At 61.0% G+C, this 24,299-nt stretch carries 19 protein-coding genes; 7 read left to right on the forward strand and 12 right to left on the reverse strand.

Annotated elements, in window-relative coordinates; all coding sequences use genetic code 11:
- Nucleotides 1-23: 23 nt before the first annotated feature.
- From BN5935_RS02020 to BN5935_RS02030, 3 genes are all read right to left on the reverse strand, one after another.
- Entirely contained in the window at nucleotides 24-383 is a 360-nt protein-coding gene (locus BN5935_RS02020) for a hypothetical protein (protein ID WP_235820980.1), read from the reverse strand.
- A 178-nt stretch (nucleotides 384-561) separates the two neighbouring features.
- Nucleotides 562-1,173 carry a superoxide dismutase gene (locus BN5935_RS02025; protein WP_064976799.1) on the reverse strand — a complete coding sequence of 204 codons (612 nt, stop codon included), beginning with the start codon at nucleotides 1,171-1,173 and terminating at the stop codon, nucleotides 562-564.
- A gap of 51 nt (nucleotides 1,174-1,224) precedes the next feature.
- Nucleotides 1,225-1,392 (reverse strand): rubredoxin, encoded by a 168-nt coding sequence (locus BN5935_RS02030; RefSeq protein ID WP_064974618.1) that lies wholly within the window; start codon nucleotides 1,390-1,392, stop codon nucleotides 1,225-1,227.
- Nucleotides 1,393-1,516: 124 nt separating this feature from the next.
- Between BN5935_RS02030 and BN5935_RS02035 the strand changes: the two genes are divergently transcribed.
- Nucleotides 1,517-2,896: a tryptophanase TnaA gene (locus tag BN5935_RS02035; RefSeq protein WP_064974619.1), complete on the forward strand. Its 1,380-nt coding sequence runs from the start codon at nucleotides 1,517-1,519 to the stop codon at nucleotides 2,894-2,896.
- Between the two features lie 6 nt (nucleotides 2,897-2,902).
- The gene (locus tag BN5935_RS02040) at nucleotides 2,903-4,327 is read left to right on the forward strand and encodes a sialate O-acetylesterase (RefSeq protein ID WP_064974620.1); all 1,425 of its coding nucleotides are present in this window, start codon (nucleotides 2,903-2,905) and stop codon (nucleotides 4,325-4,327) included.
- 41 nt (nucleotides 4,328-4,368) lie between these two features.
- Here the strand turns inward: BN5935_RS02040 and BN5935_RS02045 are convergent, their stop codons facing one another.
- The 6 genes from BN5935_RS02045 to BN5935_RS02070 form a co-directional block, all read right to left on the reverse strand.
- A complete protein-coding gene (locus BN5935_RS02045) occupies nucleotides 4,369-5,577 on the reverse strand; it encodes a site-specific integrase (RefSeq protein WP_064974621.1) in 1,209 nt (402 codons plus the stop codon).
- 143 nt (nucleotides 5,578-5,720) lie between these two features.
- Nucleotides 5,721-6,713: an aspartate-semialdehyde dehydrogenase gene (locus BN5935_RS02050; protein ID WP_064974622.1), complete on the reverse strand. Its 993-nt coding sequence runs from the start codon at nucleotides 6,711-6,713 to the stop codon at nucleotides 5,721-5,723.
- 130 nt (nucleotides 6,714-6,843) lie between these two features.
- Complete coding sequence (locus tag BN5935_RS02055; RefSeq protein WP_064974623.1) at nucleotides 6,844-9,246, reverse strand: transglycosylase domain-containing protein; 2,403 nt, start codon at nucleotides 9,244-9,246, stop codon at nucleotides 6,844-6,846.
- Between the two features lie 109 nt (nucleotides 9,247-9,355).
- A complete protein-coding gene (locus BN5935_RS02060) occupies nucleotides 9,356-12,286 on the reverse strand; it encodes a DUF2268 domain-containing putative Zn-dependent protease (protein WP_064974624.1) in 2,931 nt (976 codons plus the stop codon).
- A gap of 1 nt (nucleotide 12,287) precedes the next feature.
- On the reverse strand, nucleotides 12,288-12,635 hold the full coding sequence (locus BN5935_RS02065) for a translation initiation factor (RefSeq protein ID WP_064974625.1): 348 nt from the start codon (nucleotides 12,633-12,635) through the stop codon (nucleotides 12,288-12,290).
- 110 nt (nucleotides 12,636-12,745) lie between these two features.
- Entirely contained in the window at nucleotides 12,746-13,684 is a 939-nt protein-coding gene (locus tag BN5935_RS02070) for a hypothetical protein (protein WP_064974626.1), read from the reverse strand.
- Nucleotides 13,685-13,905: 221 nt separating this feature from the next.
- On the opposite strand from BN5935_RS02070, the gene BN5935_RS02075 reads away from it, so the two are divergent.
- Nucleotides 13,906-15,003 carry a DUF4435 domain-containing protein gene (locus BN5935_RS02075; protein WP_064974627.1) on the forward strand — a complete coding sequence of 366 codons (1,098 nt, stop codon included), beginning with the start codon at nucleotides 13,906-13,908 and terminating at the stop codon, nucleotides 15,001-15,003.
- Nucleotides 15,004-15,026: 23 nt separating this feature from the next.
- On the opposite strand, the gene BN5935_RS02080 is transcribed toward BN5935_RS02075, so the two are convergent.
- Together BN5935_RS02080 and BN5935_RS02085 are read right to left on the reverse strand one after the other, a co-directional pair.
- A complete protein-coding gene (locus tag BN5935_RS02080; protein ID WP_064974628.1) occupies nucleotides 15,027-16,286 on the reverse strand; it encodes an aspartate kinase in 1,260 nt (419 codons plus the stop codon).
- 181 nt (nucleotides 16,287-16,467) lie between these two features.
- The gene (locus BN5935_RS02085) at nucleotides 16,468-18,603 is read right to left on the reverse strand and encodes a prolyl oligopeptidase family serine peptidase (RefSeq protein WP_064974629.1); all 2,136 of its coding nucleotides are present in this window, start codon (nucleotides 18,601-18,603) and stop codon (nucleotides 16,468-16,470) included.
- A gap of 85 nt (nucleotides 18,604-18,688) precedes the next feature.
- On the opposite strand from BN5935_RS02085, the gene BN5935_RS02090 reads away from it, so the two are divergent.
- The 4 genes from BN5935_RS02090 (at nucleotide 18,689) to mdh (ending at nucleotide 21,852) form a co-directional block, all read left to right on the forward strand.
- Nucleotides 18,689-19,516: a 2,3,4,5-tetrahydropyridine-2,6-dicarboxylate N-succinyltransferase gene (locus BN5935_RS02090; protein ID WP_064974630.1), complete on the forward strand. Its 828-nt coding sequence runs from the start codon at nucleotides 18,689-18,691 to the stop codon at nucleotides 19,514-19,516.
- 2 nt (nucleotides 19,517-19,518) lie between these two features.
- Entirely contained in the window at nucleotides 19,519-20,238 is a 720-nt protein-coding gene (locus BN5935_RS02095) for a biotin--[acetyl-CoA-carboxylase] ligase (protein WP_064974631.1), read from the forward strand.
- 84 nt (nucleotides 20,239-20,322) lie between these two features.
- Nucleotides 20,323-20,700: a glycine cleavage system protein GcvH gene (gene gcvH / locus BN5935_RS02100; RefSeq protein WP_064974632.1), complete on the forward strand. Its 378-nt coding sequence runs from the start codon at nucleotides 20,323-20,325 to the stop codon at nucleotides 20,698-20,700.
- Nucleotides 20,701-20,910: 210 nt separating this feature from the next.
- A complete protein-coding gene (gene mdh / locus BN5935_RS02105; RefSeq protein ID WP_064974633.1) occupies nucleotides 20,911-21,852 on the forward strand; it encodes a malate dehydrogenase in 942 nt (313 codons plus the stop codon).
- A gap of 102 nt (nucleotides 21,853-21,954) precedes the next feature.
- On the opposite strand, the gene BN5935_RS02110 is transcribed toward mdh, so the two are convergent.
- Nucleotides 21,955-24,261, reverse strand: a complete 2,307-nt coding sequence (locus tag BN5935_RS02110; RefSeq protein WP_064974634.1) for a TonB-dependent receptor — start codon at nucleotides 24,259-24,261, stop codon at nucleotides 21,955-21,957.
- Between the last annotated feature and the right edge of the window lie 38 nt (nucleotides 24,262-24,299).

Consider the following 24,299-nt stretch of genomic DNA (forward strand, 5'->3'; position numbering starts at 1 on the left):
ACATAACTGAAAAAGGGAAAGGGCTAAATCCGGATGCGCTCCAGCGAGTAGACGTAATAATCCACGGGATCGGCATGCAGGACCCGCGAACGGGTGCGCATCACCACGCCGGCGTCGTAAGCCGCAGCGGCAGCCGTGCGGGAGTCGCCGAGCAGACGGACGACAGCTTTGTGGTCCGTCGGCGCGACGGGGGCCTCGATCGAGGCGCTGCACGAACAGAGGGCGACGGAGAAATAGTTGCGGACGGCTGCCGGGGGACACGCCGTCACCGTCTCGTCGAGCGAAGGCTGTACGCCTCCCGCGTCCTGAAACGAGGTGTCTCCAAGATTTCCCGCCAAAGCAAAGAGCAGCAGGATCAACATATATCGAAGTCTCTCCAACATTCCGTTCGAATCGCAGTTTCTGCGGTGCGAAGATACGGTCTTTTACGCAGAAAAGCACATTGGCGAACCAAAAAAATAACAAAAAGGCGAATTTTGATTACAAATTCGCCATTCCGGACACGAAAAAAAGCCGCCTCCCGGAAACGGGAAGCGGCAGCGGTACAGGGTGCCCGGAGGGCTATTTTTGGGCGTAACGCTCCTCCACGACACGCCAGTCGACGATGTCCCACAGCGCGGCGACGGCGTCGGCGCGGCGGTTGCGGTAGTCGATGTAGTAGGCGTGTTCCCAGACGTCGATCGCCAGCAGCGGCTTCAGACCCCGGCACATCGGATTGCCGGCATTCGGTTCGGCGACGACGACCAGTTTACCGTCCCCGTCCTCGGCCAACCACACCCAGCCCGAACCGAACAGCCCGGCGGCGGTCTGTCCCATTTGTGTCTTCAGCCCGTCGAACGAGCCGAAACTGCGGTTGACGGCCTCGAGCAACTTGCCCGAAGGCGCTTTCTGCGGCTTCGGGGAGAGTCCTTCGAAGAAAAACTCGTGGTTCCAAGCCTGCGCGGCGTTGTTGAAGATCGCGCCGTCGGCCGAGAGGATGATGTCCTCGAGCGGCTGTGCGGCAAAGGGCGTGTCGAGGATCAGCTCGTTGAGCTTGGCGACATAGCCCGCATAGTGCTTGTCGTGGTGGTAGTGCATCGTCTCGCCGGAGATCGCCGGTTCGAGCGCATCGTATGCGTAGGGCAGGTCCTGCGGCGTGAAGCGCGGTTCGGCTGCGGTATCGTTCGTTGCCATAATCAAAGGAATTACGAATAAGGTGATAAATTGAGTCATATACAGCTATTTTTAGGGTTCTTCATCGGCTTCGAAAGCCCATTTGCCTTTGCCGCAGACGGGGCACACCCAGTCGTCGGGCAGCGCATCGAACGGCGTGTTCCGGCCCACATTGTGCTCCGGGTCGCCCAGCACGGGATCGTAGATGTATTTGCAGCAGGTGCAACGGTATTTTTGCATGGTATCCGAAATATCAATTCGACATTTTTTCGAACAAATAGAGTGCCCGCTTTCACAAAAATACAAAATTTTTGTATTTTTGGTAAAAATACCTACCGAATCGCAACCTAAAACCCACCCTGCAATGACACTTCCATACGCCGAACCGTACAAAATCAAGATGACCGAGGCCATCCGCACCTCCACGCGCGAGGAGCGCGAAGCTTGGATTCGCGAAGCCCGCTACAACCTCTTCAAGCTGCGCGCGGACGAGGTGACGATCGACCTGCTGACCGACTCGGGCACGGGCTCGATGTCCGACCGCCAGTGGGCCGCGATGATGACCGGCGACGAGAGCTACGCCGGAGCGTCGTCCTATTTCCGGCTCCGGGAAACCGTCACGACGCTCTTCGGAATGCCGTGGTTCCTGCCCACGCACCAAGGGCGCGCCGCCGAGAACGTCATTTTCTCGGCGCTGCTCAAAGCGGGCGACATCGTCCCGGGCAACTCGCACTTCGACACCACGAAGGGCCACATCGAGTTCCGCCGCTGCCACGCCGTGGACTGCACGATCGACGCCGCGGCCGACACCCAGCTCGAACTGCCGTTCAAGGGCGAGATGGACCTCTCCAAACTCGAAGCCGTGCTGCGCGAAAATCCGCGCGAAAAGGTACCCTGCGTGGTGCTGACCGTCACCAACAACACCGCCGGGGGCCAGCCCGTATCGATGCGCAACATCCGCGAAACGGCCGAACTGTGCCGCCGCTACGGGGTGCCCCTGCTGATGGACTCGGCGCGCTTCGCCGAAAACGCCTACTTCATCAAGACCCGCGAGGAGGGTTACGCTTCGAAGACGATCAAGGAGATCGTGCACGAGATGTTCACCTATGCCGACATCATGACCATCTCGGCCAAGAAGGACGGCGTCATGAACATGGGCGGCTTCGTGGCGATGCGCTCCGAAGAGCTCTACAAGCAGACCATGTCGTTCAGCATCCTATTCGAAGGCTACGTCACTTACGGCGGCATGTCGGGGCGCGACATGGACGCGCTGGCCGTGGGACTCGACGAGAATACGGAGTTCGAACAGCTCGACGCCCGCATCCGGCAGGTGAAGCTGCTGGGCGACCTGCTGGACGAATACGGCGTACCCTACCAGCGGCCGGCCGGCGGACACGCCATCTTCGTCGACGCCAAAAAAGTGCTGCCGAATCTCCCCAAAGAGCAGTTCATCGCCCAGACGCTGGCCGTGGAACTCTATCTCGAGGCGGGCATCCGCGGCGTGGAGATCGGCTCGATTCTCGCCGACCGCGACCCCGACACCCACGAGAACCGTTACCCCGCGCTCGAACTGCTGCGGCTGGCCATTCCCCGCCGGGTCTACACCGACAACCACATCCGCGTGATCGCCGCCGCCTGCCGCAACATCTACGAGCGCCGTGCGGAGATCACCACGGGTTACCGCATCACCTTCGAGGCGCCGATCCTGCGCCATTTCACCGTCGAACTCGATAAAATCCGATAACGAATCATGAAACGAATCCTTCTCACACTGGCCGCGCTCGGCACGGCCCTCACGATGCAGGCAAAAGTCGTCCTGCCCGGCATTTTCGGCGACAACATGGTGCTCCAGCAGCAGTCCGAAGCGCAGTTCTGGGGCAAGGCCGCTCCCGGAAAGAAAGTCACCATCCGCCCCTCGTGGAGCTCGCAGCCCGTGACCGCCGCCGTCGGCAAGGACGGCCGCTGGCAGGTCGCCGTGCCGACCCCGGCTGCCGGAGGTCCCTATACGATCGAGCTGAGCGACGGCGAGCCGCTGACGCTCCGCGACGTCCTGATCGGCGAGGTGTGGCTCTGCTCCGGGCAGTCGAACATGGAGATGCCCGTGCGCGGATTCAACAACCAGCCCGTCGAAGGTTCGGCCGACGCAATCATGCGGGCCAAGGCCGCGACGCCGATCCGCCTCTGCACCGTGAACCGTGCCACGGCCCGCACCCCGCAGGAGGAGTGCACGGCCCGATGGCAGCAGCACACCCCCGAAGCCGTCGCCGCGACGAGCGCCACGGCCTACTTCTTCGCACGCTACCTGCAGGAGGTGCTGGAGGTTCCCGTGGGCGTCATCGTCACCTGCTGGGGCGGCACGCCCGTCGAGACGTGGATGGACCGCGAAACGATGAGCGCATTCAAGGAGTTCGACCTCTCGTTCCTCGACGGCGAGGCCCGGATCGAAAAACCGGAGATGAAACCCTGCGGACTCTATAACGCCATGATCGCACCGCTCGTACCCTATACAGTCAAGGGATTCCTCTGGTATCAGGGCGAATCGAACCGACTGCGGCCCGACCAGTACCGGGCGCTGATGCCGGCTTTTGTGAAGATGCTCCGCGAACGCTGGGCACAGGGCGAACTGCCGTTCTACTATGTGCAGATCGCGCCCTACCGCTATGAGAACCCCGACGAAGTGGGTTCGGCCCTGCTGCGCGAAGCCCAACTGCGCAACCTGCAGGACATCCCCGCGAGCGGCATGGCCGTGACGCTGGACATCGGCAACGAAAACTGCATCCACCCTGCCCAAAAAGAGCAGGTCGGCACACGTCTGGCATGGCTGGCGCTGTCGAAAACCTACGGCATGAAGGGCATCGACGCCGACACGCCCGTACTCGAGAAGATGGAAATCGCCGGCAACAAAGCCTGCCTGACCTTCCGCACTGGCCGCGAGGGCCTCGCCCCGCTGGGCGACACGCTCACGGGCTTCGAGATCGCCGGTGCCGACCGCGTGTTCCACCCCGCCACGGCCCGGATCAGGAAGGGCAACGGCCGCCTGATCGTCTCGAGCGATGCCGTTGCGGAGCCCGTCGCCGTGCGCTATGCGTTCCGCAACTACGCCGAAGCGACGCTGTTCAACAGCTCCGGCATCCCCGTCTCCTCGTTCCGCACCGACGACTGGGAGGTGAAATGACAAACCAAAGGGCCGGATTCTGTCGAATCCGGCCCTTTGCGTCATATCCGGTTCAGCGCCGAGAGAATCTTCCGGTTGGCGCAGTCGATCACCGAACTCTCCAGCGAAGAGAGATAAATCCGGGTCGTGCGCTCGGAGGTATGTCCCATGCCTGCGCTGATGACCGTAATCGGCACCCGGTGGTTGCGCGCCGCCGTCGCCCAACTGTGGCGCGACGTGTAGGACGAAAGGTTGCCCTCGAACCCGAGACGCTGTGAAAGCCGTTTCAGCAGGCGGTTGTAATAGTTCAGCGCCACCTGATACTGCCCATAGGCCCTGCCGGGCTCCTCGGCCGTCAGCAGCGGAAAGACATAGGGCGTGCTCCGGGTGCGCCATTCGTACCGCCGGACAATCTCCCGCATACACGCCTCCAGACGCACGGTCATCTGCTGTCCCGTCTTGCGCCGCACATAACGGATCTCGCCGCCCGAAATGTCGCATTTCCGCAGGAAAGCCATATCGATAAACGCCATGCCGCGCGTACAGTAGCTGAAGATAAAGAGGTCGCGGGCCAGCGTCAGGGCAGCCGAGGCACTCAGGTCGAGGTTCCGGAGACGACCGATGAGCCGCTCGTCGACGGCCCGTTTCCGGGTGTGGTCGATGCCCGTATAGACGCTGCCGAAGGGAAAACGCTGCTCCGTAAGGTGCTGCCGGACGGCTTTGTTGTAGACGGCGCGGAGGTTGCGCATGTAGAACGACACGGTGTTGCGGACGACGCCACGCCGCATGAGGTAGGCGCTGTACTCCTCGACCAGCGGCTCGGTGAGGGCCGCAAACGGGAGGTCCGCACCGCCGAGAAAATCCGAAAAACTGTTGAGCGTCCGCGCATAGTTGCGCGCCGTCCCCAGCCGCCCTTCGGCTGTCAGCCGGGTGATTTGTCCACGAAGAAATGCCAGTACGGTGGCGTCACAATGCGGTGTACGGAACCGGGCGACGACCTCGTCCGCCGTGTACGGACGTCCTTCGAGCGTCAGGTCGCGGACGATACGCAGCAGCAGGGCCACGTCGCTGTCGATGCGATGCCGGAGCACGGACGCCTCGCCCGGAAACGGCCGGATATGCCCGGCTTCGGCGTCCCACCACTCGGGCAGGATGCGGATGCGGGTGGCGACACGGCGGACCTGACGGCCGTGCGTCACCTGATAACAGATACTCCCGGCCTTGCCCGGGACACGCGAAATGCGGAATTTTACCTTTACGGAAGTTGTCATAATTGAAGGAATTTTGTTCCGAAAGGTCGCAATTATCATACATTTCGCATACGAACAAAGGACGGCACGGATGGACCGTAACAAATACGTCCCACTCGTGCCGCCCTAAAATGAAAGCAGGGATGCCCCTGCAAAACCGAAAATCAGATCAAAGTCTCGAGTATCTGCACGGCATTGAGCGCCGCGCCTTTCTTGATCTGGTCGCTCACGCACCAGAACGTCAGTCCGTTGTCGCAGGTCAGGTCCCTGCGGATGCGGCCCACATAAACGGGGTCCTTGCCGGCGATGAACAGTGGCATCGGGTAGATCTTTTCCGCCGGTTCGTCCATCAGCACCACGCCGGGTTCCTTGGCGAAAGCCGCGCGGGCCTCCTCCACCGACACCGGACGCTCGGTCTCGAGCCATACGCTCTCCGAGTGGGCACGCATCACCGGAACGCGCACGCAGGTCGCCGACACGCGGATGTCCGAGTGCATGATCTTGCGCGTCTCGTGGAACATCTTCATCTCCTCCTTCGTGTAGTCGTTGTCGGTGAAGACGTCGATATGCGGGATCACGTTATAAGCTAACTGGAAAGCGAATTTCGACACCGTGGGCTCCTTGCCGGCTCCGATCTCGGCATATTGCGTCTCAAGCTCCGTCATGGCGGCGGCTCCGGCGCCGCTGGCCGACTGGTAGGTCGAGACGTGCACGCGGGTGATGTGCGAGACCTTCTCGACGGCGTTCAGCGCCACGACCATCTGGATCGTCGTGCAGTTGGGATTGGCGATGATACGGCGGGGCGCATTCTTCGCATCCTCGGGGTTGACCTCCGGCACCACGAGGGGCACGTCGGCATCCATGCGGAAGGCGCTCGAGTTGTCGATCATGATCGTGCCGTGTTTGGTGATCGTATCGGCGAACTCGCGCGAGGTTCCCGCCCCGGCCGAGGTCAGGGCGAAATCGATCCCCTTGAAATCGTCGTTGTGTTGCAGCAGCTTGACCTCGATCTCCTTTCCGCGGAACTTGTATTTTCGTCCTGCACTGCGCTGAGAACCGAACAGCACGAGTTCGTCCACCGGAAGCGTACGCTCCTCCAAAATCCGCAGAAATTCTTGGCCCACAGCACCGCTGACGCCCACAATAGCAATTTTCATCCTGATAAAGTCAATAAAGTGATCATCGTTCCCGCTCGGACGAACCGTACACGGAAGCTCCGGGGGCAAATATAACGAATTCAGCAGAAAATGCAAAAAAATCGGCCGGCACAATGGCCGGCCGCAATCATCAATCAAAGAAGTCGTCCTCGTCGGAGTTATCCGGCCCCGCGGGATCGGCCTCCTCGTCGCAATCGTAGCGGGGCATCATCGCCGGACGCAGGAACTGGTCCCCGCGGCCGATGCCCAGACGACCGTCGTCGTAGACCTTCTTCATGAAGTCGCCGACGATCGGCAGGGCCATCACACTGCCCTCGCCGCCGCGAATAAAGTGCACCGACTGGTCTTCGCCGCCGACCCAAGCCCCTGCGACGAGCTTCGGAGCCACGCACATGAACCACGCGTCACGGTTCTTGTTCGACGTTCCGGTCTTGCCGCCGATCTCCACGTCGTTGAACCCGAACTGCCATTTCAGGCGGCCCGCCGTTCCCGAATTGACCACGCCCTGCAGCATCGTGAGCATCGTGTAAGCCGTGCGTTCGCTGATGGCGTCCTGCGACTGGGGGATGAACGAGGCGATCAGGTTGCCCTGCCGGTCCTCGATGCGCGTCACGAAGATCGCATCGGTGTGTACGCCCTGATTGGCAAAGGTCGAGAAGGCGCTCACCAGTTCGTAGACGTTCGACTCCGAGGAGCCGAGGGCCAGCGCCGGCACGGGATCGATGTAACTGCGGATGCCCATGTTATGGATGAAGTCGGCCACGGCCGCGGGCTGCTTGGCCTGCTTCATAATCCACGCCGAATAGTTGTTGCGGCTGCGCGCAAGGCCCCAGCTCAGGGGATGCAGCACCCCGTCGTACTCGACGTTGCCGGCCTCCTTGGGCGACCACGCCGTGCCGTTGGCCGTCTCGATGGTCGTCGGCAGGTTCGGAACCATCGTGCAGGGGGTCATCCCCAAGTGGTCGATGGCGAAGGTATAGACGAAGGGCTTGATCGTCGAACCGATCTGCCGCTTGCCCTGACGGGCCATGTCGTACTTGAAGTAACGGAAGTTAGGCCCTCCGACATAGGCTTTTACGAAGCCCGTGCGGGGATCGAGCGCCACCATCGAGGCCCGCATGATCCGTTTGTGGTGGAGGATCGAGTCGCGCGGGGTCATCAGCGTGTCGCGCTCGCCCTTGTAGGTGAAGACCTTCATGTTGCAGGGCTTGTCGAACGCAGCCTGTATCTGCTTCTCGCTCGCCCCGGCGTTCTTCATCTCGCGGTAGCGGTCCGAATAGCGGATGGCGTGGCGCATGATGCGCTCGCGCTCCGCACGGTCGGCGTCGATGAAGAGCGTCTTCGTATTGCGGAACTGCGCGTCCATCTTGGGCTGGATCTCCTTCTCCATCTGCCGCTGCACGGCCTGTTCGGCATAAGCCTGCATCACGGAGTTGATCGTGGTATAGATTTTCAGTCCGTCGCGGTAAATATTGTAGGGCGTGCCGTCGGCCTTGCGGTTCTTGAGGCACCAGCCGTAGAGCGGATTCTCGTCGTACTCCTTCACCGCTTGGTCGTAATCCCATTCGTTATAGAACTGACTGCGCTTGGGCCGCTCGGCATTCATCACCAGACGCAGCATCTCGCGGAAATAGGTCGCCGAACCCTCGTTATGCGATATGGGTTTGTAGTTCAGCACGATGGGCAGCGCCGCGATCGAGTCGCGCTGTCGGCGCGTCAGCGCCCCGGCCTCCTCCATGCGCGAAAGCACGAGGTTGCGGCGCGCAATGGCATTGTCCGGATTGCGCACGGGGGAATAGCGCGTCGGAGCGTTCACCACCCCTACCAGCACGGCAGCCTCCTGCACGTTCAGTTCGTCGGGCTCCTTGTTGAAGAAGGTATGGGCCGCCGACTTGATGCCGTAGGCGTTCGAGCCGAACTCCACCGTATTGAGGTACATCGCAACGATCTCCTCCTTGGTGTAGTTGTATTCGAGTTTGAGGGCCGTGATCCACTCCTTGAGTTTCGACGTCACGAGCTTGGCCTTGCGGACGATGGCGCCGCGGTTGCGGGCCGTGTCGCGCGGAAAGAGGTTCTTGGCCAACTGCTGAGTGATGGTCGAGCCGCCGCCCTGCGAGGTGTTCTGCAACAGCAGGGTCTTCACGGCCACACGCGCCAGCGAGGGGATGTCGATGCCCGAGTGGCTGCGGAAGCGGATGTCCTCGGTCGAAACGAGCGCCGCGACGATCGGCGGCACCTCGTGCTCGCCCAGACGGATGTGGAGCGTCGAGTCCGAGGGAAAGAGGTCGGCATACTGCACATAAGAACGGTTCTGGACGAAGAACGAGCCGATGACCTTGCCGTCCTCGGAATAAATCTCCGTGGCGAGGTTGCTGCGGGGGTTCTCCAGCTCCTCGAACGAGGGCATGCGTCCGAACACGCCCAAAGCCGTCAGCAGCAGCATCACGGCCAGAAGCGCGAAAGGCGCAAGCGCCACGCACCAGATCCATTTTATCGTTTTCGGGCTCACGCCTGTCTTTTTACGTTGTGTCATACGACCGAATTTTGCGGTAAAGATACGAATAAGCGAGGGCAATGTCAAATTTATTTGAACATTGCCGAGCGGGAGTATCTAAGGCGAAGCCAAAGATACAAATTATTCCTTAAAACGGCAGTCCCACCGACGCCGCAAACCACATGCTGCCCTTCGAGGGCTTGTAGCATGACAGTTTGAAGGTCGAGGTGGCCGACGCCGGCTGGCGGAAGGCGTTGAAGTCGACGACGAGGTCGCCGCCCACGGACCAGATACGCCGCCAGACGTCATGCCCTGCGTCGCGGAACTGCGCATAGTCGCCGCCCGCGTTGAGCCGGATGCGCTTGATGTAGATTACCGAGCCAATGCCGCCCTCGGGACACCACACCGGCAGTTGGTAATCGAGCGACACGGCCGTGTAGTTGTTCGAAAGAATATCCGCCGAGGTGTATCCGCGGGGAATGAGGCGCGTCGAGCGGTAGCTGAGCGGCGAATAGCCCGAGGGGTATTTGTAGCCTCCGAGCGACGTCTGGTAAGTGGCGGCCACTTTCAGCGAATTGTGCAGCGCGAATCCCGGCAGGTAAGCCTGCCCGTAGAACGAGATCAGGTCGCTGAAATGGGAGTTCGCGGGATTGAACGTGTAGTTCGTGCTGAGGGTGTAGCCCCAGCGGGGTGCAATGTCGCGGTGGGACATGCGCACCTGATCCGAAAAGCCCACGCCGAACGAGAGTTTGTGCAGTCCCTTGCGGAATCCGACATGCTGGATGTTGGAGATCAGCCCGCCCTGCCCCCATTCGATCTCCCGCATATTGGCGACCATGCCGTTGGAGTAGTTCCAGCCCGTCGAGACGGAGAGCTGGCGCGTATGGTAGCCCTGCTGGAAGTAGAGCGGCAGCGTGGCCGACAGTCCTACGGAGTAGTATTTGTCGGGCGCCGGACGCGACTGGTATTCGTATTTCCCGGTCTGCTGGTTATACTGACCGAGCGAATAGAAGAGCTGGTTGCCGCCGTAGGAAGCGTCGAGGTCGAAGCGCACGCCCAGTCCGAAGTAGCGCACCCCGAGGTTCACCAGCGAACCCTCGCTGCGGTTCCAGCCGTAAGAGGCGTATGCCTCGGTGTTCGACAGGAGGTTCTGCGACAGGAGCGTGAAGCCCAGATTGAGGTCGATGACGTGTTCGTCGACCGCCGCAAAGGGATTGAAAGCCAACGGCATCCAACTGTGGACATTGACCAGATTGGGCACCTTGCGGTAACGCTTCGCGCGGAACTCTCCCGACTGCTCGACGGAGTCGATGCGCGTATAGCTCACCGTATCGAGGTTCACCACGTCCCAGCGCTTGCGGGGCGGATTGACGAGGTTGACCGGCAGACGCGACGACACGACGGGGATCAGCGCGCTGTCCGCCGCCTGCTCCGTGACGCGGTAGCCGCGGCGGTCGTAGGTCGTCAGCAGCACGCGGCCGTCGGCCGGAGCCGGCGAGAAGGAGCCGTAGGCCGAGGTCGAGATACGGTATTCGCGGCGGGCCATCAGGTCGTAGCAATGCGCCTCGTCCTTGCCCGAAGCGATCGAGCCGTAGTAGAGTTTGCCGTCCGCGGCCCGGAGGTTCGAAAGGGTGATGTAGGCCCCCTCGGTGATCGGATGGACCCCTTCGCTGTCGATGCGGCCGATCCACATGCCGCTGTCGTCGGTGATGAGGACGTACCACGCCACCGTCAGGTCGTCCCACGCCAGCCCGTGCACCTCGGCCCGGTCGGGCGTCGAAAGACGCCGTTCGGGTTCCGCACCGCGCTGCACGACGACCGTATAGCGGCCGTCGGGATTGTACTCGACCCAGCCCAGTTGGTCCGGTGTCTCCACCGGAAAGAGCGCCCGGCGGCGTCCGGCGACCGAGCGGGGTACGCCGTCGGCGAGGTCCATATAACAAAGCTGCGAGTTGACGCGCTGTTCGAAGAGCTTCGAGCGGCGGTATTCGGTCCACCAGACCCGTTCCCCGTTCAGCGAGGGGCGCGTCGAGACCTGTCCCGTGTAACAGATATGCTGCTCCTCACCCGTGCGGCGGTCGATCCGCACGAAGCGCGACACACGGTCGAGGTCGGTCTTGAGCGACAAGACGGCAGTATCGCCCAGCGGCAGGGGCCACTGGTAGGTGGTATAATTCTTCTCGGGGAGATCGGTCAGGGTCGCGGCGCTGTCCTCCTCCGCGGGCAGCGAATCCCAGTAGTGTTCCAGTTCGTCGAACGTCTCGCGGAAGAGTTTCGAAACGTTGGTTTTGTAGAATTTGCCCAGCGCGACGCGCGTGGTGGCCAGCACATAGGGGTTGCGCGAGCCGTACCACGCGACCTTGTCCCAGACATTCTCGCCGTAACGCTCATAGGCATAGGAACATATCTGGTAGCCCAGTTCGTAGTGATCGGGAATGTAGTCGCGGTAGGAGCCGCAGAACCAGCGGTCGATGTTGCGGCGTTCGCGGCCGACACTGCCCATCGCACGGTAGGCCATCGAGAACGAAGGCTGCAAACCCCGGCCGAACGACGACATCATCGTCTCGGACATCACGGCGTCGCCCTCCATGGCCCAGATCGGCATGCACAGCAGGCCGATGGTCGAACCCTGCTGTCCCAGCACATAGCTCAGGGCGCGGATGACGCCCCGGTCGAGGTTGTTGTACTGCACGGCATGGCGGTATTCGTGGGCCACGAGCTGTTTGTACCACGGCATCGAGTAGCCCTCGATGGCCGGCGAGGTGAGGAACTCCACGCGCTTGGGGAGGTACATGACCAGTCCGTTCGACTGGAAATTCTCGGGGTGCATGACGAAAGGAATGCGCATCGGACCATGGCGGAAGCCGTAGGAGATGTCGGGCTGCACGGTGCGGATGTAGAACAGCGTGCGCCGGGCGACGGCCGAAACGGTGTCGGGATAGATCATCCGCACGTCGGGCGTGCGGATCGTCGACCATTTCATCGGGGCGTCCGAACCCCATGTGTAGTACTGTGCAGCGGCGCGCTCGGCACAGCAGACGGCGCCGAGCGCCGCGAGCAGGAACAACAGCCGGCGCACGTCAGTTGCCGGCTTTCTTGCAACGGTAACCGCTGCGGGTTAGAATATCGACTACGCGGTCGCGGTGGTCGCCCTGAATGATGATCTCACCCTCTTTGGCAGCGCCTCCGACGCCGCATTTGGTTTTCAGCAGGCGTGCCAGCTCCTGCAGGTCCCCGTCGCAGCCCACGAAGCCTTTGACGAGGGTCACGACCTTGCCGGCCCGCTGCTTGCGGTCTAGCCACACCCGCAGGTCCTGCCGTGCCGGGGGCAGGGTTTCCGCCTCGGGCTCATCGGCCGTTTCGTATTTGAAGCCGGGATCGGTCGAATAGACCATCCCCAACCGCGCTTTCCAGTCGTTGTCCGCCATAGCTGTTCAAATGGTTGAAATAAAACGCCGGAACGGGCGAATTATTTTTTGCAAAGATAGAAAAAAGAACGGACGGCTCCAAAACCGAATCGCGTGCGGCCCCACCGGAACTACTCGGCATACTCCTTTCTGTAAATAGCGTAGAACGCCGCACGCAGCTCCTCGACGGTGCCGATCATCATATAAACGTCATAAGTATAGGAGAGTCCCTCCGTGATGGCGAAGATGCGGATCGGTGCGAAATAGGAGCATGCCCCGCTCGTGGGACCTCCGGGACCCGAGCCGAAGCGGTAGGTCGTCGAAAGTTCCGTTCCGGGCGTGTAGACGCCGATGCCCCACCCCGTGTCGTCGACATACGCCGCCCAATGCTCCGTGCGGCTGCGCTCCTCGTTGCTGCCGGTCAGGTCCAACCGTCCCGGGACTTCGGATTTGAGTTCGCCGCCCGTCCACGGCTTGTCGCCGTCGTAAAAGACATAATTCTTCAGGTCCCAGTCCACGAACACGGCAGGCACCTCCTGCGACGTGGCGGGATGGTCCGTAGCCCCCGAACCGCGGTTGCTGAACGTATAGCGGATGTGAGCGATACGGCCCTCGAGGGTGATCGACTCGATCATCCGGCATTCGGAGATGGGTTTCCCCGAGGCCCAGTGCATCGGAATGGTCGTGACGCGCAGCGAACTCTGCTCCACCTTTTGTTCGGTGACTTCGGCCTTCTGGCCCTGCCAACTGCCGCCCTGAATCGGATTCCACACCCAGGGAGTGCCGTTCCACACGCTCCCGTCCGCCTCGCCGTAGTAGGACTGCTGCACGAAGCGGCCCTCGTCGCAGTGATTCAGCAGGTTGCGTTTGGTGTTGACCTCCGAGAAGTGGAACACCGCGCCGCCGCGGTCCATGTCCACGCCCAACTGAATTTCACCGTTATTGATATAGGTGGCATCCTCCATTCCGGTCTCGGGCCAAGGCTCGATGGGAGGAGCCGTTTTCTTGTCGTCGGAGCAGGCTGCGGCTCCGAGCAGCAGCAAAAGCAGTAAGGTTCGCATGGGTTTCATTGTTCAGGTTTTCGGCGAAGATAATGAAAAAAGTGCGACAAATACTCACTTAATCGTTTAAATTTCAATAATCGCTGAAAATTTGCCGGACCGTGTGATTCGAATGTGCCGAAATATGCTACCTTTGGTGTCGTAACGACACGTTTATCAGTCGGAAAGTTTGCCGTACCGCCTGCGATCCGGTTTTGAACTCTTCCGGTCTTTTCGTATATTGTAAGAATATGGCTAAAAAGTTCCGCGAAAAACTGCGCCGGTTCAATCCGTTCTCGCAGCCGGCGACGCTCGACCAGCTTCCCAAACCCCTGCCCGCCAACCCCGACCAGCGGCTGGTGAAGGTCTACGTCGAAGGCTACGAGGATGTGGCTTTCTGGCGCGGCATCTTCGACCATTTCCAGAATCCCTACCTGCGGTTCGAGATTTCGGTGCCCGACCGCGGCGACCTGCCCAAAGGCAAGAAGGTGCTGATGGGGATGATCCCCCGCTCGTCCGAGGAGCTGATCCTCTGCGTCGATTCCGACTTCGACTACCTCTTCGCCAACCGCACGCCGCAGTCCAAAGAGGTCAACAACAGCAAGTTCATGTTCCACACCTACGCCTACGCCACCGAGAACTACCTCTGCTACGCCCCCTCGCTGCACAACGTCTGCGTGAAAGCCACCAAGAACGATACGCGCATCTTCGACTTCGTAAAGTTCATGCACGAATACTCGTGCACGATCTACCCGCTGTTCGTCTGGTACGCCTACTCGGCACAACTGGCCTCGGAGAACATCTTTCCGCTGATCGACTTCAAACAGTCGGTGCGCATCGGCTACCTCGACATCGAGAACAACGGCGAGAAGACGCTGGAGTGGCTGCAGCGCAATGTCACCAAGCGCGAGAACCTGCTCCGCCAGCGCAACCCGCGGATGATCGAGCCGATGAAGGTATTCGAGGAGCAGCTCAAGGAGCGCGGGCTGAGTCCCGAGAGCGCCTACCTGTTCATGCACGGCCACACGCTGATGGACAACGTCGTGATGATCGCCCTGAACACCGTGTGCGAGAAGCTGCGGGCGATGTCGATCGCCAAGATCACCGCGTCGAAGAAGCAGGGCGTAGCGCTCAAGAACGAGATGTCCAACTACACCAACTCGCTGCGCTCGATCCGCGACGTGCTGCTCGACAACGAAAACTACACCAAATGCGCGCTCTACAAACGGCTGGAGCGCGACATCGAACGCTATATCGCCCGCACGATCTGGAACATGAAGCGCGGCGGCGAGATCAAGGACACCTCGATGATCGGCATCATCCACCGGCTCCGGCAGGGGCAGGAGTAGGATGAACTAAAAAAGGAGTGTTGCTAACACTCCTTTTTCCGTACCACACGCACCGTGGACTGCGTCGCCTGCCGCACGAAGACCTGCGGCCCGCGGGCATATTTGCGCCACAGCTCGTCGGTATAGCCGCGCACGGTCAGCAGTTCCATGTTCTCGGCCTTCATCACGTCGAAGCCCGCCTCGCGCAGCGCCTCGATCGCCTCGTCGATGTGCCACGAGTTGTCGACACAGAGACTCAGGTTCACGGCCGAGTTGTGGATCAGATTGGCCTTGATGCGGAAACGCTCCAGCAGCGAGAAGATCGTGGCGAATTTCTCCTCCAGCACGAACGAAAAGTCGCGCGAACGGATCGTCAGCAGCACCTGATCCTTCTTGAGAATCAGGATGGGCACGTCGACCGGAGCCGACATGCCGCGGATGACCGTGCCGGGTTTGCGCTTGTCGCCGAAAGGACGCACATAGAGCGGGATGTTCTTGTTCTGGAGGGGTTTGATCGTTTTGGGATGGATGATCTGGGCACCGCTGTAAGCCAGCTCGATGGTGTCGAGGTAGTTCAGTTCGGTGATCTGCACGGCATCGGGGAACGCCTTCGGGTCGGCGTTCATCACGCCGTCCACATCCTTCCACACCGACATCGACTCGGCGTCGAGGATGTTGGCCACCACGGCCGCCGAATAATCCGAGCCCTCGCGGCCCAGCGTCGTGGTCGTGCCGTCGGGGGCGCCGCCGATGAATCCCTGTCCGATGAAGATATTCTCGCCGCACTCGCCCAGCGCGTTTTTCAGCAGCGTCGTCGAAGCCTCGATGTCCACCCCGGCATCCTTGTGGCGCTGCTCGGTGAGGAAGCAGCGGCGCATGTCGATCCAGCGGTTGGGAACCCCGGCGTAATTGAGGTATTCGGAGATGATCGTCGTCGAGACCAGCTCGCCGCAGGCCACGATCGTGTCGTACCACAACTCGGCATCGGCCGGTTTATAGACGGTCTCCACGGCCACTTTCTCCAGTTCGTCGAACAGCGCGTCGACCGCCGGCAGGCTTTTGGGGCCGTGCCACAGGTCGTCGATGATCTCCGCGTGGTATTTGCGCAGTTCCCCGACATGCTCCAGCGAGAACTGTTTGTCGCCCCTCTGCAATCCTTCGAACACCTTTTCCAGCGCATTGGTCGTCTTGCCCATCGCCGAGACGATGATGAAGAGGTTCTGCTCGTCGTCGATGATTTTGCGCAGGTTTCTCACGCCGTCGGCATTCCGCACCGACGCGCCTCCGAATTTATAGACCTTCATGTTATCTCATTTTTTAACCTAACGTACCTTCCTTACCGTCCGGAGGCAACCAACCGCCGGACTCCCGCGGCCGTTGGCCGCGTCTTCAAATCTACCCCACCCCAAACCCCTCCCTCGGGAGGGGCTTGTCGCGACGCAACCGGAATTTCAGCCGGAATACGGGCGGATAGTGTCTGAAATCCTATTTTTTCACCGCCTTATACGCCACCCCGATATTCTGGAACAGGAATGCGTACTGATCCGTCGCTTCGTCGATGCGCTTCGAGGTGGGTTTGCCGGCGCCGTGGCCCGCTTTCGACTCGATGCGGATCAGGATCGGGGCGTCACCCGCCTGAGCGTGCTGCATCGCAGCCGCGAACTTGAACGAGTGGGCCGGAACGACACGGTCGTCGTGGTCGGCGGTGGCCACCAGCGTCGCGGGGTATTTCACGCCCTCCTTGATATTATGCAGCGGGGAATACTTGTAAATATAGGAGAACTGCTCCTCGTTGTCCGACGAGCCGTACTCCACGGCCCAGCCCCAGCCGATGGTGAACTTGTGGTAGCGCAGCATGTCCATCACGCCGACGGCCGGGAAACAGACGGCATAGAGGTCCGGGCGCTGCACCTCGCAGGCGCCGACCAGCAGGCCGCCGTTCGAACCGCCGCGAATGGCCAGTTTGTCCGGCGAGGTGTATTTCTCGGCCACGAGGTATTCGGCCGCGGCGATGAAGTCGTCGAAGACGTTCTGCTTGTTTTCGAGCATGCCGGCCTTGTGCCACGCCTCGCCGTACTCCGAACCGCCGCGCAGGTTGGCCTCGCAGTAGATGCCGCCCTGCTCGACGAAGAGGATCGTCGTCGGGGTGAATCCGGGGGTGAGGTTGATCTGGAAACCGCCGTAGGCGTAAAGCATGCAGGGGTTCTTGCCGTCGCGTTTCAAGCCCTTGCGGTAGGTGATGAACATCGGGACCTTGGTACCGTCCTTCGAGGTGAAGAACACCTGCTCGGTCGTGAACTGCGCGGGGTCGAATTTCACCTCCGGAGCCTTGTAGAGCGTCGATGTTCCCGAGGCGATGTCGTATTTGTAGACGGTCGCGGGCGAGGTGTAGTTGGTCAGCGTATAGTAAAGCTCCGCATCCTCCTTCTCGCGGTCGAAGCCGCCGACCGTACCGATGGCGGGCAGTTCGACCACACGCACCAGCTTGCCGTCGTAGTCGTACTGGCGAATCCGGCTCTGCGCATCCTCGAGATAGGAAGCGAACAGGTAGCCGCCGGCCGAGCCGACACCTTCCAACAGGTTCTTTTCATCCTCGGGAATCACTGTCGCGATCTGAGCCGGACGGTTCAGGTCGATCTTCATCAGGGCGCAGTTCGACGCATTTTCGTTGGTCACATAGTAGAGCTGGTCGTCCTTGCAGTCGACGGGCATGTAGTCCGCGTCGAAGCCCGGAAGCAGGGTGCGGAATTTCGGCTCCGAAACTTTCTTATAGAGTATTTCGGTGCCCGACGTACCCTCCGAACCCACGATGAAGAGCCACTTGCCGTCCTCGGAAGGCACGGCCGAGAAATAACGCAGCGGGTGCGCCTTGTCCTCGTAGACGAGTTTGTCGGCCGACTGGGGCGTGCCCAACCTGTGGTAGTAAACTTTCTGGAACTCGTTCTTGGACGAGTAGGCGCTCTTTTTCGGAGCGTCGTAGGCGCTGTAGTAGAATCCCTTGGAATCGGGAGCCCACCGTGCGCCCGAGAACTTCACCCAGTTGATCCGATCCGCCGCCAGCGACTTATCGGCGGTGTCCATCACACGGATCTCCACCCAGTCGGAACCCGACGCGGCAGCCGAATAGGCGAACCAGCGGCCGTCCTTCGAGAACGACATGGCGGCCAGCGCCACCGTCCCGTCGTCGGAGAGCGTATTGGGATCAAGGAACACCTCGCCCGGGGTGCCCGGCTCCTTCGTGCGCCAGATCACCGCCTGATTCTGCAAACCGTCGTTATAAGTATAGTACCACCAGTCGCCGTGCTTCGCGGGAGCGCCCTCCTTGGGGTAGTTCCACAACTCGGTCAGCCGCTCGCGGATCGCCCCGCGGAACGGGATTTGCGAGAGATAGTCCTGAGTCACGGCGTTCTCGGCGGCGACCCATACGGCCGTCGCCTCGGAATTGTCGTCCTCGAGCCAGCGGTAGGGATCGGGAACTTCGGTACCGAAATAGTTGTCCACCACGTCGCCGCGCTCGGTCTCGGGGTAAGGCAGGTGTTTGATCTGTTTCATGTTGCTGCAACTTGCCGCCACCGCCGCTGCACCGAGCAGGACGGCGACTTTGTAGGAAAAATACTTCATAATTGAACCGTTTGGGTAATGATCGGGACAAAGTTATGAAAAATTCGATATTTTCAGTAATTTTGCCTATCGAAAACAACAGACTATGTACAACGAACTCAAAACGATAATCGAGCAGGCATGGGAAGACCGCGCACTGCTTCAGAACCCCGCCACGCAGCAGGCCGTGCGGCAGGTCGTGGAACTGGTGGACAAGGGACAACTGCGCACGGCGGAACCCGTCGACCCGGCCAAAAGCGAATGGAAAGTCAACGAATGGGTCAAGAAGGCCGTGATCCTCTACTTCCCGATCCAGCCCATGCGCAAGATGGAGGCCGGCGAACTGGAGTGGTACGACAAGATGGAGCTCAAACACGGCTACGAAGAGCTGGGCGTGCGCGTCGTACCCCACGCCGTGGCCCGTTACGGCGCCTACATCGCCCCGGGAGCCATCCTGATGCCCTCCTATGTGAACATCGGCGCCTATGTCGACACCGGCACGATGGTCGACACATGGGCCACGGTCGGCTCGTGCGCCCAGATCGGACGCCACGTCCACCTCTCGGGCGGCGTGGGCATCGGCGGCGTACTGGAGCCCGTGCAGGCCGCACCGGTCATCATCGAGGACAACTGCTTCATCGGCTCGCGCTGCATCGTGGTCGAGGGGGCGCACATCTGCCGCGAGGCGGTGCTGGGTTCGAACACCGTCATCACCGGCTCGACGCACATCATCGACGTCACGGGACCCGAGCCCGTCACCTATAAGGGTTATGTGCCGCCCCGCTCGGTGGTCGTCCCGGGCAGCTACCGCAAGCAGTTCCCGGCGGGCGAATACAGCGTCACCTGCGCGCTGATCATCGGCCAGCGCAAGGAGTCCACCGACAAGAAAACGTCGCTCAACAACGCCCTGCGCGACTTCGGGGTTTCGGTATAGGCATGATCTACCGCATCGAAGAGACGACCTCCACCAACGACGACGCCCGCGACGCGAAATACCGCCACGGCGACATCGTCTGGGCCGAACGGCAGACCGCCGGGCGCGGCCAGCGGGGGCACTCGTGGACGAGCCCCGAGGGGCAGAACCTCACCTTTTCACTGGTACTCGAACCCCGGTTCCTGCCCGTCGGGGAGCAGTTCCTGCTGTCGGAAGCCGTGGCGCTGGCGCTCACGGACACCTTCGCGCAGGTAGGCATCGAAACCCGCATCAAATGGACCAACGACATCTATGCCGGAAACCGGAAACTCGTCGGCATCCTGATCGAACACAGTTACTCGGGACCGACGCTCGCCCGCACGGTCGTCGGGATCGGCATCAACGTCAACCAGACGGAGTTCGACCCGGCGCTTCCGAATCCCGTGTCGATGGCCGTCGCCGCGGGCCGTACGTTCGACCGCAGCGAGGTGCTCGAAACCTTCCGCGAACGGCTCGAAGCCCGCTACACACAGCTCGAGCGGGGCGATGCCGAAGCCTTGCAGCGCGACTACCGCGAACGCATGTACGGGCTGGACGAGCGCCGCACTTTCCGCTACCCCGACGGCACACCGTTCGAGGCCGCAATCGAGGGCGTCCGGCCCTCGGGCGAACTGCTTCTGCGCCACAGCGACGGCTCGCTCCGGGAATACCTGTTCAAAGAGGTGGAATTCGTATTAAAATAAGCCTGAAAAATCTTGCTGTTACAGAAATAACAGTTATATTTGCATCGTAAAACAGCCAATTTCAAATCAAATATTAAGGATAACATGAACGTACCTGCAAATCTGAAATACTCCAGCGACCACGAGTGGTGCCGCATCGAGGGCGACACGGCCGTTATCGGCATTACCGATTTCGCACAGAGCCAACTGGGAGACATCGTATTCGTCGATGTTCCGACCGTCGGCGAGACGCTCGCCGCAGGCGAGGTATTCGGCACGATCGAGGCCGTGAAGACCGTGAGCGACGCTTTCCTTCCGGTGGGCGGTGAGATCGTGGAGTTCAACGACGCCGTAGACGCCGACCCCGCCATCGTCAACAAGGACGCTTACGGCGAAGGCTGGCTCGTCAAGGTCAAGATGTCCGATCCGGCCGAATACGACGCCTTGCTCAGCGCCGCCGATTACGAAAAGCTGATCGGCTAACCCGCTTAAGAAGCGGGCTTTAGGAAGATAAAGTCCCCGCTATTCGAATGACATTGTGCCCGAATTTTCGGTCGCATGCGATAAGCCCCTCCCGAGGGAGGGGTTTAGGGTGGGGTCAGACTTGTAAACGACGCCAAAGGCGGCGACAAGGAGTTCGGACAGCGGGATTAAGGAACAAAAACGTACAACATACCTATAAAAACAAACGTTATGTCTAAAGTTACTGTCGTAGGTGCAGGCGCCGTGGGCGCAACCTGTGCAAACGTAATGGCTTGCCGCGAAGTGGCGAGCGAAGTGGTCCTCATCGACATCAAGGAGGGTCTCTCGGAGGGCAAGATGCTGGACATGTACCAGTGCTCGACGCTGATGGATTTCGACACGAAGCTCGTCGGTGCGACCAACGACTATAAGATGACCGCCAACTCGGACGTCGTAGTCATCACCTCGGGCATTCCCCGCAAGCCGGGCATGACCCGCGAGGAGCTGATCGGCACCAACGCCGGCATCATGAAGGGTGTGATCGAAAACGTCACCAAGTACTCGCCCCGCGCCATCATCATCGTGGTAGCCAACCCGATGGACACGCTGACCTATCTGGCCCTGAAGGCTTCGGGACTCCCGAAGAACCGCATCATCGGCATGGGCGGCGCACTGGACTCGTCGCGCTTCAAGTGTTATCTGGCCAAGGCTACCGGCGCCAACATCAACAACGTCGACGGCATGGTCATCGGCGGCCACGGCGACACGACGATGATTCCGCTCGTATCGAAGGCTACCGTGAACGGCGTTCCCGTTTCGCAGTTCGCATCGAAGAAGAAGCTCGAGGAGGCTGTCGCCAACACGATGGTCGGCGGCGCCACGCTGACCAAACTCATCGGCACGTCGGCTTGGTATGCTCCGGGAGCCGCAGCAGCGATGATGGTCGAGGCTATCCTCAACGACCAGAAGAAGATGGTTCCCTGCTGCTGCTACCTCGACGGCGAGTACGGCCAGAAGGACATCTGCATCGGCGTTCCCGCGATCATCGGCCGCAAGGGCATCGAGAAGATCGTGAAGATCGACCTCACGAAAGAGGAGGCCGAGAAATTCGCCGCTTCGGCCGACGCCGTTCGCAAGACGAACAACGTCCTCCACGAGATCAAGGCGCTCTAATCCGCCGAAGAGAAGACACGGGCCGGCGTTTGCCGCGGCCCGGAACCCGATAAAAAACCGCTCCCGGATGGGAGCGGTTTTTTCGTATCCGAAAGCGAGGTGTCAGAAGCTGATCTTCGCACCGACGAACCAGCTCCGGGGCATCGAGGGACCGTAGACATAGCCCGAGTCGCGCTCGGCACCCTTGTCGAAATCCTTCTGGTAGGCGTTGAAGAGGTTCTGTACGCCGCCGTAAAGCTGGAGGGTAATCTCCTTGTAAATGCGCAGGTCGTAGGCCAGACGCAGGTTGACGTCGCAGAACGTCGGCGTGGTGACCGCCACGTCCTGATCCACGCCCGACCCGGCCATGTGCTGCACGAGCATCTCGCCCGTGCAGGTGCCGGTCACATCGGCCGTGAAGTTGCGCAGCGGTTTGAGCGACGCCGTGAAATAACCGTAAAGGTCGGGGGTCCGGAACATCCGGGTCACGGGAGGCACCTCGGCATCCTCGCTCCACTGTTCGGGTTCGGAGTAACGGCTCCGCTGCCACGTCATCCCCGCCTGCAGTTCGAACCAGCGGGTGAAGGCCGCCCGCCCCTCGACGTTCAGTCCGCGCACCGTGGCGCCCGAACCGTTGTAGCGTTCCTTGATCTTGCCGCCGTCGGCCGTATCCTCGATATCCCGCAGGGCGAACACGTCTTCCAGCTTGGTATAGAAACCCTCGACGAGCAGGTTGGTCTGCACGCTTCCGAAAGTGTGGTAGAGGTCGGCCGAGAGGCTCACGCTGTGGGAACGCTCCTCTTTCAGATCGTCCGCGAGGCGGATGCGGACCCGCTCGCCGCCCACGATGGCGATGTGCATGTCCTCGTCGAAAGCCTGCGGGGCGCGGTAGCCCCCGGCATAGCTCACCCGCAGGTTCACCGACTCCAAGGGGTTGAAGCGGATGTTGGCCCGGGGGCTGAAGATCACATGATCCACCAAGTTATGCTTGTCGAGACGTCCGCCGACGAGCAGCGACCACTTCTTGGTTTTCCACTCGTTCTGCAGGTAACCGCCCACGATATGCACCGTCTGATCGGTGTCGATGTCGTAGCCGATCGAGCGGTCCTCGAGTTCGTCGAAACTGTATTCGGCGCCCAGCGTCAGCTCCGAAGGCATAAACAGCAACTTGCGGAAGGCATGAACATACTGCACGCCGGCCGCCGCGGTCAGGTCGTGCGTCGTGCCGTAAGCGTCGAGGTCCTGTTTACCGCCGTAGTAGCTCTTGCGCGCGGTGTTCTGGAACGAAGCATAGGCATTGAAACGGTTGCTGCGGTCGGCCGACGAGAGGTCGAACGAGAGGCTTCCGCCGTCGATCGCATGGTCGGTCTGTTCGGCGACGAAGACCTCGTGGGGAGGCCGGTTCAACTGGTCACCGCCCCGGCGGTATTCGTCGATGTGGTGGTACTGCGCCGTGATGCGCGAATAGGCCCCCGTGCGGAAATAGGAGCGCATGCCGACCGACTGGCTGTTGATGACGGGCAGTTCGGTGAAGCCGTCGCCGTCGTGATCATAACCCGAACGGTGGCGGCTCTGGCCGAAGACGCTGATGCCCGCGCGACCGCTTTCGGAGACGATCGAGGCGTTGAGCATCGTCGAGTTGTCATAGGAATTGCTGCCTCCGAGCGAGGTCAGCGTGTGCGACAACTGGGCAGAACTGCGCGTCGGCTCCTTGGTAATAATGTTGATCGTGCCGCCGATGGCCGACGACCCGAAGAGCGCCGAGCCGCCGCCGCGCAGCACCTCGACCCGCTCGATCATGTTGGCCGGAATCTGCTCCAGTCCGTAAACGCCCGTCAGGGCCGAAAAAACCGGGTGAGAATCGACCAGTATCTGCGAATAGTGGCCGTCGAGGCCGTTGATGCGCACCTGCATGAAGCCGCAGTTCTGGCAGTCGTCCTCGACGCGCACGCCGGGCTGAAACGAAAGGCCCTGCGCCAGACAGGCGGCATTGGCCCGTTCGAACAACTTGGCGTCGAACACACTCACCAGCGCCGGGGCTTCGCGCCGCAGCGTCGCCGAACGGCTCGCCGAGACGACCACCTCGTCCATCGAGATGCCGTTCTGCGCCACTTCGAAATTCAGTTCCAGCGTCTCGCCGCGCTTCAGCGTGACGGACATCCGTTTCGAGGCATAGCCCAAGGCGCGGACCTCGAGCGTCAGCTCCCCTTCGGGCAGGTTTTTCAGGAAATAATGTCCCGAAGCGTCGGTCGTCGTACCGAAGGCCGTACCGACTACGGCCACCGAAGCATAGGGAATGTGTTCGTGGGTTTCACGGTCCACCACATGGCCGAAAAGGTTGGCATCGGTGCTTTTGCGCGGCGCCTCGGCGCCCAGCATGCCGGCAATGTGCAGGCACACGACGAGTGCCGACAAAACATATTGTTTCATGGTAAAATCGAATTAAGAATGGGGCCCGGAAGACTCCG

The organism is Alistipes provencensis, assembly GCF_900083545.1.
Classification (GTDB): Bacteria; Bacteroidota; Bacteroidia; order Bacteroidales; family Rikenellaceae; genus Alistipes; species Alistipes provencensis.